At 70.2% G+C, this 17,567-nt stretch carries 19 protein-coding genes and 1 riboswitch; of the genes, 9 read left to right on the top strand and 10 right to left on the bottom strand.

All coding sequences use genetic code 11. The features are described 5' to 3' along the window. Nucleotides 1-53: 53 nt before the first annotated feature. On the bottom strand, nucleotides 54-383 hold the full coding sequence (locus tag ACFZAX_RS24220) for an antibiotic biosynthesis monooxygenase (protein ID WP_390964075.1): 330 nt from the start codon (nucleotides 381-383) through the stop codon (nucleotides 54-56). 59 nt (nucleotides 384-442) lie between these two features. Between ACFZAX_RS24220 and ACFZAX_RS24215 the strand changes: the two genes are divergently transcribed. Then, entirely contained in the window at nucleotides 443-805 is a 363-nt protein-coding gene (locus tag ACFZAX_RS24215; RefSeq protein ID WP_390964073.1) for a MerR family transcriptional regulator, read from the top strand. Between the two features lie 93 nt (nucleotides 806-898). Beyond that, complete coding sequence (locus tag ACFZAX_RS24210) at nucleotides 899-2,281, top strand: serine hydrolase (protein WP_390964072.1); 1,383 nt, start codon at nucleotides 899-901, stop codon at nucleotides 2,279-2,281. Between the two features lie 81 nt (nucleotides 2,282-2,362). Here the strand turns inward: ACFZAX_RS24210 and ACFZAX_RS24205 are convergent, their stop codons facing one another. Beyond that, nucleotides 2,363-2,815, bottom strand: a complete 453-nt coding sequence (locus tag ACFZAX_RS24205) for a GNAT family N-acetyltransferase (protein WP_390964070.1) — start codon at nucleotides 2,813-2,815, stop codon at nucleotides 2,363-2,365. A 70-nt stretch (nucleotides 2,816-2,885) separates the two neighbouring features. After that, nucleotides 2,886-3,344: a MarR family transcriptional regulator gene (locus ACFZAX_RS24200; RefSeq protein WP_390964069.1), complete on the bottom strand. Its 459-nt coding sequence runs from the start codon at nucleotides 3,342-3,344 to the stop codon at nucleotides 2,886-2,888. A gap of 138 nt (nucleotides 3,345-3,482) precedes the next feature. On the opposite strand from ACFZAX_RS24200, the gene ACFZAX_RS24195 reads away from it, so the two are divergent. Both ACFZAX_RS24195 and ACFZAX_RS24190 read left to right on the top strand, forming a co-directional pair. Continuing rightward, complete coding sequence (locus ACFZAX_RS24195; protein ID WP_390964068.1) at nucleotides 3,483-4,694, top strand: MFS transporter; 1,212 nt, start codon at nucleotides 3,483-3,485, stop codon at nucleotides 4,692-4,694. Nucleotides 4,695-4,767: 73 nt separating this feature from the next. Further along, a complete protein-coding gene (locus ACFZAX_RS24190; RefSeq protein WP_390964067.1) occupies nucleotides 4,768-5,196 on the top strand; it encodes a heme-binding protein in 429 nt (142 codons plus the stop codon). 104 nt (nucleotides 5,197-5,300) lie between these two features. On the opposite strand, the gene ACFZAX_RS24185 is transcribed toward ACFZAX_RS24190, so the two are convergent. From ACFZAX_RS24185 to ACFZAX_RS24170, 4 genes are all read right to left on the bottom strand, one after another. After that, on the bottom strand, nucleotides 5,301-6,197 hold the full coding sequence (locus tag ACFZAX_RS24185; protein ID WP_390964066.1) for a GNAT family N-acetyltransferase: 897 nt from the start codon (nucleotides 6,195-6,197) through the stop codon (nucleotides 5,301-5,303). 839 nt (nucleotides 6,198-7,036) lie between these two features. Continuing rightward, nucleotides 7,037-7,516 (bottom strand): NUDIX domain-containing protein, encoded by a 480-nt coding sequence (locus ACFZAX_RS24180; protein ID WP_390964065.1) that lies wholly within the window; start codon nucleotides 7,514-7,516, stop codon nucleotides 7,037-7,039. A 236-nt stretch (nucleotides 7,517-7,752) separates the two neighbouring features. Continuing rightward, nucleotides 7,753-8,877, bottom strand: a complete 1,125-nt coding sequence (locus tag ACFZAX_RS24175; protein ID WP_390964064.1) for a cystathionine gamma-lyase — start codon at nucleotides 8,875-8,877, stop codon at nucleotides 7,753-7,755. An 84-nt stretch (nucleotides 8,878-8,961) separates the two neighbouring features. Further along, nucleotides 8,962-9,339 carry a phage holin family protein gene (locus ACFZAX_RS24170; protein ID WP_390964063.1) on the bottom strand — a complete coding sequence of 126 codons (378 nt, stop codon included), beginning with the start codon at nucleotides 9,337-9,339 and terminating at the stop codon, nucleotides 8,962-8,964. Between the two features lie 79 nt (nucleotides 9,340-9,418). Here ACFZAX_RS24170 and ACFZAX_RS24165 point away from each other — a divergent pair, with 79 nt between their 5' ends. The 4 genes from ACFZAX_RS24165 to ACFZAX_RS24150 all read left to right on the top strand — a co-directional run bounded on the left by ACFZAX_RS24165 (nucleotide 9,419) and on the right by ACFZAX_RS24150 (nucleotide 11,878). Beyond that, nucleotides 9,419-9,736 carry a cupin domain-containing protein gene (locus ACFZAX_RS24165; RefSeq protein WP_390964062.1) on the top strand — a complete coding sequence of 106 codons (318 nt, stop codon included), beginning with the start codon at nucleotides 9,419-9,421 and terminating at the stop codon, nucleotides 9,734-9,736. Nucleotides 9,737-9,966: 230 nt separating this feature from the next. Further along, a complete protein-coding gene (locus ACFZAX_RS24160; RefSeq protein ID WP_390964061.1) occupies nucleotides 9,967-10,188 on the top strand; it encodes a DUF5326 family protein in 222 nt (73 codons plus the stop codon). 380 nt (nucleotides 10,189-10,568) lie between these two features. Next, the gene (locus ACFZAX_RS24155; RefSeq protein WP_390964060.1) at nucleotides 10,569-11,339 is read left to right on the top strand and encodes a helix-turn-helix domain-containing protein; all 771 of its coding nucleotides are present in this window, start codon (nucleotides 10,569-10,571) and stop codon (nucleotides 11,337-11,339) included. 101 nt (nucleotides 11,340-11,440) lie between these two features. Further along, entirely contained in the window at nucleotides 11,441-11,878 is a 438-nt protein-coding gene (locus ACFZAX_RS24150) for an SsgA family sporulation/cell division regulator (RefSeq protein ID WP_266706557.1), read from the top strand. Between the two features lie 48 nt (nucleotides 11,879-11,926). Here the strand turns inward: ACFZAX_RS24150 and ACFZAX_RS24145 are convergent, their stop codons facing one another. Then, a complete protein-coding gene (locus ACFZAX_RS24145) occupies nucleotides 11,927-13,258 on the bottom strand; it encodes a YibE/F family protein (RefSeq protein WP_390964058.1) in 1,332 nt (443 codons plus the stop codon). A gap of 71 nt (nucleotides 13,259-13,329) precedes the next feature. Then, a riboswitch (TPP riboswitch) is annotated at nucleotides 13,330-13,462 on the top strand. Between ACFZAX_RS24145 and thiC the strand changes: the two genes are divergently transcribed. After that, nucleotides 13,455-15,251: a phosphomethylpyrimidine synthase ThiC gene (gene thiC / locus ACFZAX_RS24140; RefSeq protein ID WP_390964056.1), complete on the top strand. Its 1,797-nt coding sequence runs from the start codon at nucleotides 13,455-13,457 to the stop codon at nucleotides 15,249-15,251. It overlaps the preceding riboswitch by 8 nt. Nucleotides 15,252-15,321: 70 nt before the next feature. Here the strand turns inward: thiC and ACFZAX_RS24135 are convergent, their stop codons facing one another. Both ACFZAX_RS24135 and ACFZAX_RS24130 read right to left on the bottom strand, forming a co-directional pair. Beyond that, entirely contained in the window at nucleotides 15,322-16,200 is an 879-nt protein-coding gene (locus ACFZAX_RS24135; RefSeq protein WP_390964055.1) for a hypothetical protein, read from the bottom strand. A 183-nt stretch (nucleotides 16,201-16,383) separates the two neighbouring features. Further along, nucleotides 16,384-17,508: a metallophosphoesterase gene (locus ACFZAX_RS24130; protein WP_390964101.1), complete on the bottom strand. Its 1,125-nt coding sequence runs from the start codon at nucleotides 17,506-17,508 to the stop codon at nucleotides 16,384-16,386. Between the last annotated feature and the right edge of the window lie 59 nt (nucleotides 17,509-17,567).

The raw sequence follows: 17,567 nt of genomic DNA, 5'->3' as shown, positions 1-17,567 counted from the left end.
CTGACCGCCCGGGCCCGTCCGCCGGTGCCCGGACCGGGCCCCTCGCCGTCCTTTCACGCGGGGAGCGGTACACCCTCCTCGTACGGGCTGATCATGGTGTTGAAGAAGCCGTCCGAGGGTCCCTCCAGGTAGGCCGGAAGGTTTTCCAGGAAGGCGCGCAGCGGGGGTGTCGCGTTGTGGCGGTCGAGGTCTTCCTGGGAGCGCCAGACCTCGTAGAGGAAGAAGCGCCCGTCCTCGTGCTCGTGCAGGTGGTACTGCAGGTTGCCGGGTTCCTGCCTGGTGGGCGCCACGAAGGAGAGGAGGATGCGCCGGACATCGTCCGCGCGCTCCGGCCGGGGCCGGAGGAATCCGTAGAGGGCGATGGGGTGGGCCGTGTTCGTCATGGACGCGACACTAGGATCTCTCATCGATGTGAGGTTCAAGCGGTTGTGAGGAGCGTCACATGAAGATCGGCGAGCTGTCCGAGGTGACGGGTACCTCTGTCCGCCTGCTGCGCTACTACGAGGAGCAGGGCCTCCTGGCGTCCCACCGGCTCGCGAGCGGCCACCGCCGTTACGAGGACGGCGCCCCCGTCGTGGTCCGCCGCATCCGCTCGTTCCTGGACGCCGGCCTGCCGACCCGGGTAATCCGGGAGCTTCTGCCGTGCGTCGGCGTGGACGGCACGGTCGACGGCTGCAGGCTGGAGACCCTTCAGGACCACCTCCGGGGTCTGGACGACCGGATCTCCGCGCTGTCGGAGGCGCGTACCTCGTTGACCGGGCTCATCACCGCCACCTATGCCCGCGAGGGTTCCGCCGCGCCCTGACCGTGTACGCGCCCTGACGGGCGTACCGGACCCGGGTGCTTCGATACGGAATGGGGTCGCGGGGCGGCGCCGTTCTCGACCATTCTTCGTTCCATGACGTCATGGAACGAAGAACTGCTGCCGACCACCCGCCGGGCCCTGCTGCACCGCACCGCCACCGCCCAGCGGGAGGGTCGTACCCCCTCGATGGTGGCCGGAGTGCTCCGGGACGGGCGGGTCGGGTGGAGTGGGGGGCGCAGTTGTGTCGACGGACACGAGCCCGACAGTGACACGCAGTACCGAATCGGCTCGATCACCAAGACCTTCACGGCCATCCTGGTGCTCCGCCTGAGGGACGAGGGGCTGCTCGATCTGGACGACCAGGTGGAGAAGCACCTGCCGGGCTCGGGCGTCGGGGGAGTGAGCATCCGTCAGCTCCTGGGTCACGGCGCCGGACTCAGCGCCGAGACACCGTCCCCGTGGTGGGAGCGGACGCCCGGGGACACCCGACCTGACCTGGCCGCCGTCCTCGGCGAGCAGCCCTTCCGGCACCCGGCCGGTCTCCGCCACCACTACTCGAACCCCGGTTACACCGTGCTCGGTTCCCTCGTCGAGGCCGTACGGGGGGACTCCTGGGAGGAGGTGCTGCGGCGCGAAGTTCTGGAGCCGCTGGGGATGCGTCGTACCAGCTCAGGGCCCTTGGCTCCGCACGCGGGGGGCTGGGCCGTGCACCCGTGGGCCGACGTGATGCTGCCTGAGCCGAGCCATGACCTGGGGCTGATGGCCCCCGCCGGGCAGCTCTGGTCGACCGTGGGGGACCTCCTCACCTTCGCGCGATTCCTCGCCGAGGGGGACGACCGGGTCCTGAGCGCCGCCTCCGTCCGGGAGATGCGGGCTCCCGCGGTGCCGCTCGAAAGCGGTGACTGGACGGGTACGTACGGGCTCGGGCTTCAAGTCGTCCGGCGGGACGGTCGCACGCTCTTCGGGCACTCAGGCTCGTTGCCCGGCTTCCTGGCCTGCCTCTGGGTGTGCGCGGAGGACGACGTGGCCGCCGTCGTGCTCACCAATGCGACCTCAGGGCCCCCCGTCACCGAGGTGGCCCAGGACCTTGTGCGGATCGTCGCGGAGGCGGAGCCCCGCATCCCGGAGCCTTGGCGCCCGCTGCCCGAGGTCGACCAGGACCTGCTGGCCCTGACCGGGCCCTGGTACTGGGGCACCCAGCGGTACGTGGTGAAGCTGCTCGACGACCGCTGTCTGGAGCTGGCTCCGCTGGCGGGGACCGGCCGGGGGGCGAAGCTCCGGGCCGAGCCGGACGGCAGCTGGACCGGACTCAGCGGGTACCACGCGGGGGAGCGGCTGCGGATCGCGCGGAACGCCGACGGGTCGGTGGCCCATCTGGACCTGGGCTCCTTCGTCTTCACCCGTGAGCCCTACGACCCGACGGCCGCCATCCCCGGAGGCGTGGACCCGGAGGGCTGGCGAGGGCTGGCTCGCTGAGAGCCGCGTCCGCCCCGTCCGGTCCGGTGCGTTTCACGTGAAACGCACCGGACCGGACGGGGCAAGCGGTGAACGGCGGACTCAGAGAGCAAGCTTGAAGCCCACGTGACTCGGGGTGAAACCGAGACGTTCGTAGAAGCGGTGCGCATCCGTCCGGGTCGCGTCGGAGGTCAGCTGGACCAACTGGCACTCCTGGCGCCGGGATTCGTCCACGGCCCACTGGATCAACCGGGTGCCGAGTCCGTTGCCGCGCTCCTCGCTGTGCACCCGGACCCCCTCGATGACGGAACGGGTGGCGCCCCGCCGCGACAGGCCGGGGATGATGGTGAGTTGGGCCGTGCCCACCACCCGGTCGCCCCGTACGGCGACCATCAGATGTTGGTTCGCGTCGTCCGCGAGCCTGCGGTACGCCTTCTCGTACGGTGAGAGGTCGTCGGGCGACTCGCGCTGCGCGCCCAAGGGGTCATTGGCGAGCATCGAGACGATGGCCGGGACGTCGGCCAAGGTCGCGGGCCGTATCAGCAGTTCCGTCATGATCGGCACCCTACGCAGCGCGTGCCGTGGCTCCCCGTCCGGGCGGTACTCCCGCTCGTCCGGAGAGCGCCTACGCCGGGACCTTGAGCCCTTCGACCGCCCTGACGAGCGGCGCCAGTTCGGGGTGCTCTGCGGCTTCGTCCAGGGCGGCCCGCAGGGCGGTGTCGTTGGTGGGCCTGGCCTCGGTGAGCAGGGCGAGGCCCGCTTCCGTCACGTCGGTGTAGATGCCCCGGCGGTCCGTGTCGCAGAGGTACCGGGTGAGCAGTCCCCTGTCCTCCAGGCGGGTCACCAGGCGCGTGGTGGCGCTCTGGCTCAGCACGACCGCGTCGGCCACCTGCTTCATCTGGAGATGGCCGCCCGGGCCCTGGTGCTGCCGGCTCAGGACGTCCAGCAGCGAGTACTCGCGGACGCTGAGGTCGTGACCGGTCTGGAGGGCCCGCTCGATGTGCGCCTCGATCCTTCCGTGCAGCAGGGAAAGAGCGCACCAGCCCTGGGACAGGGCGGTCAGGGCGGGGTCCGTCGCGGTCATCGTCTCTCCTCCGTACGGGAGCTGCTTGCCTCCAGGATAGGGGACGCACGCAATAGCCCGCGCTTGCAATTAACCAGCGTCTGCAATTATTGTTGACGCTTGTAAGGCGCAGACGCAATCTTCAGGAGAGGTGAATCCATGCCGCTGGCGCTTCTAGCCCTCGCCATCGGGGCTTTCGGAATCGGGACCACCGAGTTCGTGATCATGGGATTGCTCCCCGAGGTGGCCGCGGACTTCCAGGTGTCCATCCCGACCGCGGGCTTCCTGGTCACGGGGTACGCGCTCGGTGTGGTCGTGGGCGCCCCCCTCATGACGCTGCTGGGCACCAGGGTCAGCCGCAAACGCATGCTGATGCTGCTGATGGGCCTCTTCATCATCGGCAATGTCGTATCGGCGCTGGCCCCGGTCTTCGGCGTCATGATCGTCGGACGCGTGATCGCCTCGCTCGCCCACGGAGCCTTCTTCGGCATCGGTTCGGTCGTCGCGGCCGATCTGGTGGCCCCGCAGAAGAAGGCCGGTGCCATCGCCATGATGTTCACCGGACTCACCGTCGCCAACGTGGTCGGTGTTCCGCTGGGTACGTACATCGGCCAGACCGCCGGCTGGCGGGTCACCTTCCTCGTCGTCGCCGTCCTCGGCGTGCTCGGCCTGCTCGGCGTGGCGAAGCTCGTACCAGAGCAGCCCCGCCCCTACGGTGTACGGCTCCGTCATGAGCTGGCGGCCTTCCGGAACGTGCAGGTCCTGCTGGCCATGGCCATGACCGTGCTGGGCTTCGGCGGCGTCTTCGCCGCGATCACCTACATCACCCCGATGATGACCGGGATCGCCGGCTTCGCGCCGTCGTCGGTCACCTGGCTACTGGTCCTCTTCGGCGTCGGCATGGTGGTCGGTAACCTGCTGGGCGGGAAGTTCGCGGACCGGCATCTGATGCCGATGCTGTTCGTCACGCTCGGGGCGCTCGCGGTCGTGCTCGCCCTGTTCACCGTCACCGCGCACAACAAGGCTGCCGCAGCCGTCACCGTCGTCCTCATCGGCGCCCTGGGATTCGCCACCGTGCCGCCCTTGCAGAAGCGGGTGCTGGACCAGGCTTCGGGTGCTCCGACGCTGGCCTCGGCGGTCAACATCGGCGCCTTCAACCTGGGCAACGCGCTCTCCGCCTGGCTCGGCGGCATGGTGATCGCGGCCGGCTTCAGCTACACCGCACCCAACTGGGTCGGCGCCGCACTCGCGGGAGCCGCCCTGATCCTCGCCGTGATGTCCAGCCTGCTGGAGCGCCGCCAGGCACGGGACGGCCGGATCGTCGCCTCCCACACCCCCGAACCGGCCGCCGCGACCGCGGCCCGGTGCTGACCCACCCCCGTGCGGGCTGTCCCCACGGCCGCCCGCCTCCCCACCGCCACCACGGATCACGCAGGAGAACACCATGAGCACCCCCACCCGCACCGCCGTCGCCCCGCTCACCATCGAAGACGCGGAGACTCTGATCGCGTCGGCCCGTACCGCCGCCGAGGCGGCCGGTGTCGCCGCCGCCGTCACCGTGCTCGACGCCGGCGGGAACCTGCTCGCCTTCCGCCGGGACGACCGCGCGGTTCTCATCGCGGGCGAGACCAGCACCCGCAAGGCCTACACCGCGCTGCAGTTGAACTCCCCCACGGCCGACCTCGTGGACGCCGTCCAGCCGGGCGGGATCTTCCACTCGCTCACCACCGCGCTCGACCGTCCGCTGCTCTTCATCGCGGGCGGCGTGCCGGTGCACCGCGACGGTCAGCTGATCGGTGCCGTGGGTGTCGGCGGCGGTGCCCCCGAGCAGGACCATGGCTTCGCCGCGGGCGCCGTCGCCTCACTGGTCTGACGGTTTTCTCCCGGACGCCCCGCTGCCCGTGCGGCCGCAGGGCGTCCCTCCGTGGCGGCACCCGCAGGACCGCTGTCGGCACCCGGAGAGCGGCGGCCGTCGCGTCAGCCGGTCGCGACCGTCAGTGGTGCGAACCTGCGGCTCCAGTCGCCGGGCACGTCCGGGCACCCTCGGGTCATCACCGTGGTACGGGACACGGCAGCCAAGCCGTGTGCGGCGAGCCAGCCGCGCAGTTCGGTGTGGCGGGTGTCGATCTCCGTCCGCAGCACGAGGTCCGTCTCCGACGCGAGCGAGGTCACCAGCACCTTCGCGGTGTCCGTGTCCGGTGCGACGAGAGGCCCGACCACATGGCTCCCGTCGCTCGGCCAGAGTGCGGCGAACCCCACCAGCGCGCCGGCCCGCTCGGCGACCCGGAAGTGGTCCGAGAAAGCGGGCAGCCGGGCGAGCATGTGTGTCCGCTCGGCCCCGAAGGCCGGGGCATCGAGCGCGATGATCGCCGGGAGATCCCGGGCCGTCGCCCGACGCGTCGTCGGGGCGGACGAACCGTGAGCCCCTTCGGGCACCTGCGCCGGGGTGTTCTCCGGCAGGAACCGTCCGACGGACCGCTCCACACTTCCGACGACGGCGAAGTCGAGTTCTTCGTAGAGGGGCCGGCCCTGATCCGTCGCGAAGAGGGTCAGCGGTGTCTCTCCGTGTTCCGCGAGGACATGAAGGAGCAGACGGCGGCCCAGACCCTGCCGTGCGAACCGTTCCGCGACCAGCATCATGCCGAGCGCCGCGTGCGACGGCGCGTAGGAGGTCACCACGCAGGCGGCCGCCAGTCCCTTCCCGGCGGGGTCGTCGATGCCGTACGCCGTACCCGCCCCGAGGAGCAGCCCCCAGCGGTGTTCGTCCCGGGGCCAGCCCCGGTCCTCGCTGAGATCGGCACAGGCGACCAGGTCGCCCCGTGTGAGGTGCCGGATGGGCAGGTCGTCGGGCAGGCCGTGCCGGATGGTGGGCATGGGAGCCAGGCTCTCCGACGCCGAGGCGGCCCGTCCACCGTTTTGTCGCTTCCTTCGCCAAGGTTTTCCGCGCCTGTTCCGGATGGCTCGCCGTCCGTACGCCTTCCGATACTCGGCCGGGCGTCGGCGTGGGAACGTACGGGTCCCGTGCCATGTCGGCCCGTGACCCGTGTTTCACGTGAAACACGCACCCGCCCACGCCGCCGTCGATGGGGCGTACCGGATTTCCCGTCATGCGCCCGTTGTGTCGCAGGATCCGGCAGGCTGCGGCGCGGGGAGCCGCGAACCGTGTCGGGCCAGCCAGCCGACCGAGAGACAGTTCGATGCGAGGCACAGTTCGAGACGAGGCACAGTCATGGACGCTCCGACCAGAGATCCGGCTGCCAAATCTCCGCAGCCACCCACCGCACCTCCGCGGCCCCGCCGACGGCGGACCGCTCGCTCTCCACGCCCCGCCCCTCCTCGGCAGGACGGCACGGGTACGGGCCTACACCGCCATCTCGCAGATCATGACGGCGACCGCCGACGCGTCGACGTCTTCGGCGGGGCCCGCGGTGAACGCGTCCTCTACGGCCTCGACGCCATGCTGCGGCTCCAGCGAAACCATCCCTGGCTCGCCGTGCACCCGGGGGTCGCCGCCGGCCCGACCCGCGGCCGGACCGGCGAGGTCCTGGAAGCGGTACGGGAGACGGGACCGCGGAACGAACGGGATGCCTGTCTGGCGGGACCGCCCGGCGTGATCCGTAGCGGGGTGTGGGCCCTGCGGGACGCGGGCCTCCCGGCGGCGCGTATTCACCACGAGCCGGTCGAGGAGTTGGCGCTGCCCGGGCCGGTCTGAATCAGCCCAGGTCGGGCGCGTGCATGGCCCGTACGCCCTCGATGTTGCCGTCCAGGTAGTGGCGGAGGGAGAGGGGGACGAGGTGGACGGCGGCGATCCCGACCCGACTGAAGGGGATCCGGACGATCTCGTACTCCCCGCTGGGGGCCTCGATCTCGGGGCCATGGCGTTTCGAGAGGTCCATGGAGGCCAGCCGGCAGACGAAGAAGTGCTGGACCTTCACCCCCGCCGCCCCGTCGTCCGCGATGTGCTCGACGGTGTCGACGAAGCAGGGCACCACGTCGACGATCTTGGCGCCCAGTTCCTCGTCGACCTCGCGGTGCAGGGCGTCGACGACGGTCGCGTCCTCGGGTTCGACTCCGCCGCCGGGTGTCACCCAGTAGGGGTCGACTCCCGGCTTGGTCCGCTTGATCAGGACGAGGCGGTCGCCGTCCAGCAGGATGGCGCGTGCGGTGCGCTTGACCACAGGGCGTTCGGTCATGGCAAGAGAGTGGCCCGCCGACACCCTTCTGAAACTCCCCGCGGCCCGCTGCCCGTACGGCGGACAGCAGCGTCCGCCCGCCGTCCGGACGCACCCGCGCGGTCCTGGGAGTCATCACGTCCACGCGCTCACCGAGACCGAAAAGGCTCCGGGGCGCACGGAGACGTCCCTCCGTGCGCCCCGGAGCCCGGGTCGGTGTGACCGTCGGCCGGCCGACCCGTAGGCCCGTAGGCCGGTCAGCGGGTGGCCGAGTCCAGGGCCTGCGCCACGTCGGCGAGCAGGTCCTCCGGGTCCTCGGCGCCGACCGAGAAGCGGACGAAGCCCTCGGACACCGCGTCGCCGCCCCAGCGCCCGCGCCGCTCCGCGGTGGACCGCAGACCGCCGAAGCTCGTGGCGTCGTCGACCAGCCGCAGCGCCTCCAGGAAGCGCTCGGCGGTCTCCCGGTCGGCCAGCTCGAAGGAGACCACGGAGCCGAAGCGCCGCATCTGCCGCACGGCGACCGGGTACGAGGGGTCTGAGGGGAGCCCCGGGTAGCGCAGCCCGGTCACTTCGGACCGCTTGGTGAGCGCCTCGGCCAGGGTCAGGGCGGTGGCGCACTGGCGCTCGATGCGCAGCTGGAGCGTGGCGAGCGAGCGGTGCGCGAGCCAGGCCTCCATGGGGCCGGGGATCGCGCCGACCACCTTGCGCCAGCGGCGGACTCCCGCGGCGAGGTCGGCGTCGCGGCAGGTCACGTGGCCGAGCAGGATGTCGCCGTGGCCGGTCATGCCCTTGGTGTCGCTGGCCACCGCGAAGTCGGCGCCCAGGTCCAGGGGCCGCTGGCCGATCGGGGTGGCGAGGGTGTTGTCGACGGCCACCAGCGTCCCGTTGGCGTGGGCCGCCTCGACCAGCTTTCGGACGTCGCAGACGTCGAGGCCCGGGTTGGACGGGGTCTCGATCCAGAGCAGCTTGGCCCCTTCGAGAGCGGCCAGCTGGGCGTCGCCGCCGGTGGGCGCGGTGCGGACCTCCACGCCGTACGCCTCCAGCTGCTCCCGTACGAGCGGCAGCGCCTGGTAGCCGTCGCTCGGCAGGACGACGACGTCGCCGGCGCGGGTCTGGGAGAACAGGACGGCCGAGATGGCGGCCATGCCGGAGGCGAAGACGGTCGTCACGACCTCCTCCCCCGGCGCTTCCAGCTCACCTATGGCCTTCTCCAGATGCGTCCACGTCGGGTTGGTCTCCCGGCCGTAGGTGTACGGCCCGACCGGTTCTCCCGAGAGGTGGAAATGCGCGGCGAAGACCGGTCCGGGAAGAGTGGGCTCGTACTGCTGCGGCTCGGGGAGACCCGCCCTTACCGCCCGCGTTCCGTCGCCGATGGTGCTCATGGTGCGCTCCTTGCTTCCTTCCCGGGCCGTCGCCGGTGCTCGTATGCACTTTCTCAGCCCGGGAGCGAAGTCCGTCGGAGCGTCTCAGTCCTCGTCGGGGAGGACGACGTGCAGAGCCCAGGAGACGACGGAGACGATCAGGCCGCCCAGCACGGCCGTCCAGAAGCCGTCCACGTGGAAGTTCAGGTCGACCGCTCCGGCCAGCGACGAAGTCAGCTTCAGCATGAGGGCGTTGACGACCAGGGTGATCAGACCCAGAGTGAGGATGAAGAGCGGCAGCGTGAGGAGCTTGACGACCGGCTTGACGAGGAAGTTGACCAAGCCGAAGAGGAGCGCGACCAGGACGAGGCTGAGAACCTTCCGGCCGGTGCCCGTACCGGTCAGCGTGATGTCCTGAAGCAGCCAGATGGCCACGGCCAGAGCGGCCGCGTTGGCGGTCGTCTTGACTACGAAATTCTTCATGTGTCTGATCGTGGCAGACACCGAGCACGGGGTACACCGTCCGTACGGCCACCCCGGACGACACGAGGGGCGCACCGGTATGAAGGCATTCAGGCTCGACGAGCTGGAAGCGGAACGAGCCGCCAACGACGGCGCCTATCTGCAGTTCATCCGCGAGCGGAACATGTCCGTGGGGCTGTACGCGCTGGACGCCGGCTCCCTCGATCCGCAGAGCCCGCACGGTCAGGACGAGGTGTACCTCGTCGTCAGCGGGCGGGCGTCGATCACGGTCGGCATGGAGACGACCCAGGTGGGCCGGGGAAGCGTCGTGTACGTACCGGCCGGTGTGGCCCACAAGTTCCACCACATCACCGAGGACCTCCGCGTCATGGTGGTCTTCTCTCCGCCGGAGTCCTGAGTCCTGAGTCCTGAGTCCTGAGTCCTGAGTCCTGAGGCGAAGGCCGCAACCTGCCCAGGCCAGGTCCGAACGGAAGACCCTAGGGGAACGATCAGGGGAGTCCGGGGGATGCGGACCGTCCGTCGCCACTCTCCCCGCTCTAGCATCGGTGTCGGCAACCGGGAGGCCGGGAGCCGGGACCGGGAGCCCCCGGTCCGACGGGACGGGGACACGAGAGACGAGGTAGGACGATGGCGGTCCGGGAGATATTCGCGGGAATGCCCTGGTGGGTGAAGTGGATCGCGGTGCCGGTGATCGCGATCGCCGTGTTCGGCGGGCTGATCGCCAGCGTGGTGACCTTCGTGGTCACTCTGCTCTTCAAGCTGCTGCTGTTCGTCATCCTCGTCGGCGGTCTGATCTTCGTCGTACGGAAGTTCTTCTCGTCCTCCTCGGATTCCCGGCGCGACTGGTAGGCGCGGACCGGCGAACCGTGAACCGGCGAACCGTGAACCGACGAACCGCCAACCCGGCGAACCGCCAACCCGGCGAACCGCCAACCCGGCGGCGCGGCATCTCCCGGCCTACCGCCCGCCGAGGAGACCGCGTCGGTCCGCTGATCACGGAGAGTGGCGCGGATTAGCCCGGCAGAGCTAAGCGAGGCCCGAAATCGCCCCACGAATGGCCCCTGCGGCTACAGTGACGGTTCGCTGCCGCCGCCCGGGTAAGTAACTGTCCGTCACCATCCTGACCAATGGTTCCGCGACAGTCGAATGCGCGCCCGGGCTCGCGGCACGCCCGTGGGGGCGGCCTCCACGGGAGGGCTGACCGCCCGTCACCATGCCTGGGGGTGACCGTGACCACGGCATCGACCACCACTGTCCCGACGCTGATCGGTTCGGTCCAGCGGGCCCTGAGACTGCTGGAGGCGGTGGGCGCCCATCAGGACGGCGCTCCCGCCAAGCAGCTCGCGCGGGAAGCGGGACTGCCGCTGCCGACGGCCTATCACCTGCTGCGCACCCTGGCCCACGAGGGCTACCTCCGGCGGGAGAACGGTGTCTTCGTGCTCGGCGCCGCCGCCGAGCGGATGTCCGGCCGGGCGGCCGAGGAGAGCAGGCGCGGCAGGCTCAACGACTCCCTCGCGCGCTGGTGCGACGAGTTGGGAGCCCCGGTGTACTGCGCCGTCTACCGGGAGGGCGAGATCGAGCTGGTCGCCGTGGCGGACTCCGCCGAGACGCCCGCCGTCGACGAGTGGGCCCCCTTCGGCGAGACCGGGCATGCCCACGCGCTGGGTCAGTGCCTGCTCGGACAGCTCGACGAGAAGGCGCGGGAGGACCACCTGCTCCGCCATCCGGTGCGTCCGCTGACCCGTTACTCAGTGCGAGATCGCCCGGTCCTACTTGAGCGATTGCGTTCGATGGAGCGTATGAAACCTGTCATTGAGCGACAGGAGTACGCACTCGGAACGGTCTGCGCCGCCATCCCCATCACCGCAGGTTCGGCCGTCGCCGCGATGGCCATTTCTCTACCCTGGGACCGCCAGGACCAGTTGCTCCCCGCAGTCGAACAACTACGTGGCGAAGTGGCCCGGCTCTTGCGTTCGTTCGTGTTCTCTATCAGTATCTGAAAAATCACTCCTTGTGATCTGCTATCGCGTGCACCACGATGGCGTCAATAGGGCCATGGGGGATCATTCCTGGCCAGATTCATCTACTGCGGGGTTGAACGATGCGCGAGTCGGTTCAAGCAGAGGTCATGATGAGTTTCCTCGTTTCGGAGGAGCTCTCGTTCCGTATTCCGGTGGAGCTCCGTTACGAGGTGAGCGATCCGTACGCGATCCGTATGACCTTCCACCTGCCGGGTGATGCCCCGGTCACCTGGGCTTTTGGCCGTGAGCTGCTGCTCGACGGCCTCAACAGTCCCAGCGGCGACGGTGATGTGCACATCGGTCCCACCGAACCCGAGGGGCTCTGTGACGTGCACATCCGGCTGCAGGTCGGGGCGGACCGGGCGCTGTTCCGGGCCGGCACGGCGCCACTCGTGGCGTTTCTCGACCGGACGGACAAGCTGGTGCCACTGGGGCAGGAGCACACGCAGGGTGACTTCGACGGCAACCTCGAAGAGGCGCTCGGAAGGATCCTCGCCGAGGAGCAGAACGCGGGCTGACAGGCTGTCAGCCCGCTGACTTTTGGGCCCTCCAGCCCGCTTCCGCGCTCACTTCCTGCGGCGGCGGCCCCTCCCGGTCCGTACGGGTGCAGGAGCTCCGGCTTCCGCGCCGAGCCCTGTGCGGTCCGCGGACACCACCAGAGCGGCGAGCGCCGTCGTGACGGGCACCGAGGCGACCAGTCCGATCGAGCCGACGAGTGTGCGGACGATCTCCTCGGCTACCAGCTCGCTGTTGGCGACCGTGCCCACACTGCTCTGCGCGATGGAGAACAGCAGCAGCAGGGGCAGCGCCGCGCCCGCGTACGCGAGCACCAGGGTGTTGACCACCGAGGCGATGTGGTCGCGCCCGATCCTGATGCCCGCTCCGTAGAGCCCGCGCGCCCCCATGGTCGGGTTCGCCTGGTGCAGCTCCCACACGGCCGACGTCTGGGTGACCGTCACGTCGTCGAGGACCCCGAGCGAACCGATGATGACACCGGCCAGGAGCAGACCGCTCATGTCGATGTCCGGATAGAGGCCGTGGATCAGGCCGGTGTTGTCGTCGGTGTTGCCGGTCAGCCCCGCCCAGTCGATGAAGACCGAGCCCAGCAGCCCGATCAGCACCAGCGAGATCAGCGTGCCGATCACCGCCACCGAGGTTCGCGCCGTCACTCCGTGGCAGGTGTACAGCGCGATGAGCATGATCGCGCTCGCCCCGACCACCGCCACCAGCAACGGGTTTGACCCCTGCAGGATCGCCGGGAGGATGAACAGGGTCAGCACGGCGAAGGAGACGGCGAGTGCCACGAGCGCCATCACCCCGCGCAGCCGTCCCACCACCACGACGGCGACGGCGAAGATGCCGGCCAGCAGGGCCATCGGCAGCTTCCGGTCCACGTCGGTGACCGAGTACTGCAGGTCGTGCGGGGCGTCCGGCGCGTACGCCAGCACCACCCCCTGGCCCTCGCTCAACTGGCGTGACGCCTCCGGCTGGACGATCTCGCCGAAGGTGCGGCCCTTGTCCTTGCCGCTGGTCACCTCGATGGTGGCCTTCTTGCAGTCGCCGGTCTCCCCGGCCGCCGCACCCGGCCCGGAGCCCGTCGACCCACCCCCTGTGGCGGGTACTTGGGCGGCGTTGACGTCCGCGCAGTTCACCCGCTCCACCTTCACCACCTCGCCCTGCTCGGTCTGCCGGTCGAAACCCACACCGGTGCGCTCGTGCGCGGGAGTGCCGCCGGGCCAGAGCACCGCCAGGCCGACGACCACCGCTACGGCGAAGGGGATCAGCACGCATGCGATGACCTTGCGCAGATGGGTCGAGACGGGTGCCGCGGGGCCATGGCTGTGCGTATGGCCGTGTGAGTGGTCCTGAGGTTCGGGATGGTCCTGGGAGGAGGTCACCGGGCGATCATCGCAAGAACGCGGGAGGCCCCCTGGTCAGCACGGCCGGGCGGGCGTTAGCGTGGTGGCACCTTTGCACACGCGGGAGCTCGGAGCACCGGGCTGAGAGGGCGCTGACCTCGTGAATCCTCACGGGACACGCTGCGCCGACCGCTGAACCTGTTACCGGGTAATGCCGGCGTAGGGAGTAGGTCTCATGACCACATCGGACGCACGCACGCCTGCCTCCACGACGAACGAGAGCGTCGGGGCGGGAAAGTCCATCGGCTGGCACAAGGGATACGTCGAGGGCTCGCGCCCCGGCCTCCGGGTGCCGGTCCGTCAGGTGCACCTGACCAACGGCAGGGACGTGACGCTCTACGACACGTCCGGTCCGTACACCGATCCCACCGTCACCACCGACGTCCGCCAGGGTCTCGCCTCCGTGCGCGGCGGCTGGATCGAGGACCGGGGGGACACCGAGGAGTACGAGGGGCGCCCGGTCCGTCCGGAGGACGACGGCCGCTCGCCCGCCTCGCGCGGCGGGCTGCGCAACCTCGACGCGGTCTTCCCCGGCGGCTCCCGCGCGCCACGGCGCAGCCGCGACGGCCGCCCCGTCACCCAGCTCGCGTACGCCCGGCGGGGGGAGATCACCCCGGAGATGGAGTACGTCGCGATTCGCGAGAACGTCGACCCCGAGGTCGTACGTGAGGAGATCGCGGCCGGCCGGGCGGTGCTGCCCGCCAACGTGAACCACCCGGAGATCGAGCCGATGATCATCGGCAAGCGGTTCCTGGTGAAGGTCAACGCCAACATCGGCAACTCGGCCGTGACCTCCTCCATCGAGGAGGAGGTGGACAAGATGGCCTGGGCGACGCGGTGGGGCGCCGACACGGTCATGGACCTGTCCACCGGCCGCAACATCCACACCACCCGTGAGTGGGTGCTCCGGAACTCCCCCGTGCCCATCGGTACCGTCCCGCTCTACCAGGCACTCGAGAAGGTCGACGGCCGGGCGGAGGAGCTGACCTGGGAGATCTACAAGGACACGGTCGTCGAGCAGGCCGAGCAGGGCGTGGATTACATGACGGTGCACGCCGGCGTGCGCCTGCCCTACGTCCCGCTGACGGCGCGCCGCAAGACCGGCATCGTCTCCCGGGGCGGCTCGATCATGGCGGCCTGGTGCCTCGCGCACCACAAGGAGTCGTTCCTCCACGAGAACTTCGAGGAGCTCTGTGAGCTCCTGGCGACGTACGACGTGACGTACTCGCTCGGGGACGGGCTGCGGCCCGGTTCCATCGCCGACGCCAACGACGAGGCGCAGTTCGCCGAACTGCGTACCCTCGGCGAGCTCAACACCATCGCCAAGCGGTACGGCGTGCAGACGATGATCGAGGGCCCGGGGCACGTCCCGATGCACAAGATCAAGGAGAACATCGACCTCCAGCAGGAGATCTGCGAGGAGGCGCCGTTCTACACCCTCGGCCCTCTGACCACCGATGTCGCGCCGGCGTACGACCACATCACCTCCGGGATCGGCGCGGCGATGATCGCCTGGTGGGGCACGGCGATGCTCTGCTACGTGACACCCAAGGAGCACCTGGGGCTGCCCGACCGGGACGACGTGAAGACCGGGGTCATCACCTACAAGATCGCGGCCCACGCCGCCGACCTGGCCAAGGGCCACCCGGGCGCGCAGGAGTGGGACGACGCGCTGTCGGACGCCCGGTTCGAGTTCCGCTGGGAGGACCAGTTCAACCTGGCGCTCGACCCGGACACGGCCCGCGCGTTCCACGACGAGACGCTGCCCGCCGAACCCGCCAAGACGGCGCACTTCTGCTCGATGTGCGGGCCGAAGTTCTGCTCGATGAAGATCAGCCGGAGCATCACCGAACAGTTCGCGCCGGACCTGGCTCCGTCCGCCTCCGAGGAGGAGATCGAGGCGGGGATGCTGGCGAAGTCGAAGGAGTTCGCCGCGTCCGGCGGGCGGGTCTATCTGCCGCTGGCCGACTGAGCCGGACGGCGCCGGCCTTCACGGGGCCGGCGCCACCCGGGGCGGCAGGTGCACGTTTGGTGGGCCGATCTCAGGGTGCGGAGCCGTCCCGGTCCGGACTCCCGAAGCCCGGGCCTTCGAAGCCCGGACCGTCGAAGTCCGGGCTGCTGAAATCGGGGCTGCTGAAGTCGGGGCTGGTGAAGGACGGCCGGGGACTTCGGCGCGAGCCGTCCTGCGGGGTCGAGAAGTCCGGGCTGCTGTACCCGATCTTCGGGATGCGGTTCGGTGACGGCCGGGGGGTGCGGGCGGCCGGGGCGGCGGTCGGGTCGTCCAGTGCGTCGCGGAGGAACGGGAGTATGCCGCGTTCCAGCAGGGCATGGCGCCAGGCCTCCCTGGCCCGGGCGACCTCCTCCGGCACGGTCTCGTCCTCCTCCAGGTCGGCGGCCGGGTCGTCGGTGCCGTTGCGGAGCGCCGTGACCAGCAGCCCGACGGCGGCTGCGAGGATCGCCAGCGCGGTGAGCGCCGCGAAGAGCCAGCCCGCGGTGACCATCGGGCCCGCGACGGCCAGTGAGGAGCTCACCGCCTGGAGGAGATAGCCGACCACCAGGAAGATCACCGCTGCGGAGCCCGCGAGGAGCGGGGCGAGCACGGTGACGACCGCGCCGACCCCCACGCTCTCGCCGGTCGCTCCCGGCGGGACCGGCACCTCGTCGGTGTCCTGGTCGGCGTCGCCGGTGGGGACACGGAGCTCACCGCGCGCCTTCACGTAGTGCTCGTACTCGGTGGCGGCGGCCGCGGTGATCAGCGCGGTGGCGCTCAGCGCCATGGTCCGCAGCTGCTCCCGGTTGAGGCGTTCGCCGACTCCGTCCAGATCCGGCCGCTCGTGCGCGTGGCGCAGTGCGTCGCCGAGGATCCGCTCGTACTCGGGCCTGTCTTCGGCCAGCAGGTGCGGAGCGCTTGTCATCTGCATCCCCCGATGCTCCGTGGCGCCCGATCACCCGCACATGACGGGGCATTCCGGACGGAACGGAGGAGAGCCTGCTACTGATACGCCGATGGTAGAGCGCCCAGGGCGAGGGATGACAGGTTGTTTCCGGAAAAAGGCCCGCCGACCGCGAACGATCAGATCGACGGAGCCCTACCCGGTGGACCGTCAGTCATGCAGGGGGAGTTGGGCGACCAGTAGCTTTCCGGCCATGGTCACGCCGCCGTCCATGGCGATGGCCAGTCCGTCCGCGTACACGTGGGGTCCGTGCACCACCGGGCCCGCGCCGTTCTCGCCGTCCTCCGACCCGACCTCGCCCAGGAGGTACGGAATGGGGCTGTGGCCGTGGACGACCCGACGGCCGCCGTACGCGGCCATCAGCTCGCGTACCGCCTGCGCGCCGCCGTCGTCCCGGAACGCGAACCGCTTGGTGAGCTTGCGGAACAGGTCCCAGCACTCGTCCGCGTCGTTACGGGTGAGGATGGCGTGGACCGTGTCGTTGACGTCCTCGATGGTCGCCCCGTAGTCGAGGTACGCCGTCGTGTCGGAGTGCATCAGCAGATGTCCGTCCTCCTCCACGACCGCGTCCAGCCGGGACATCCACTGCAGGTGGACGTCGTGCAGCCGCTCCATGTCGTGCTTCTGGCCACCGTTGAGGAGCCACGCGGCCTGGAAGGTGGCGGTGCCGGCGCCGGAGTTCACCGGGGTGTCCGCGAACCGCTTCGCGCCGATGAGAAGCAGCTCGTGGTTGCCCATCAGCGCCTTGCAGTAGCCGCCCGCGGCGGCGGCCTCGGCCGAGAGCTGCATGACCAGATCGATGACCCCGATGCCGTCGGGGCCCCGGTCCGTGAAGTCGCCGAGGAACCAGAGCCGGGCGTTGCCCGCCGACCAGTTGCCGTTGACGTCGATGAGACCCTGGTCGGCGAGGGCGGCCTTCAGCTCGTCGAGGTAGCCGTGCACGTCGCCGACGACGTAGAGCGGCCCGAGCCCGTCCGCACCGCCGGGGCCCGTGTCCGGGACGGGGGCGACGACGGGTACCCCGGCCGGGGTGATCACGGGCAGGTCGCGCTCGGTCGGCGTGTAGCCCTCCGGCACGCCGCCGTCCGGCAGCGCGTCGCCGGGGTGTACGTCGCCGGGATGCGCGTTCCCGGGATACACGAGCGCACCCTCCGGATGCGGCTCCCCCCCGGACATGGGCGTTCGTGCGTACGGCGGAACGCGGAAGTCGCGCAACGTCGCCGTACGCACCACGGGTTCCTGACCGGCCCCCTGAGTCATCGACCCCTCCACCACCGTCGCGCCGCCGTACACCTGACGGGCCCTGCCTGGTAGAGGTGGTCCGCGGTGTCGTG

The sequence above is a fragment of the Streptomyces sp. NPDC008125 genome (assembly GCF_042957125.1).
In the GTDB taxonomy this organism is placed as follows: Bacteria; Actinomycetota; Actinomycetes; order Streptomycetales; family Streptomycetaceae; genus Streptomyces.
The sequence above is the reverse complement of the archived record's forward strand: the minus strand, read 5'-3'. Positions and strand labels throughout refer to the sequence as shown.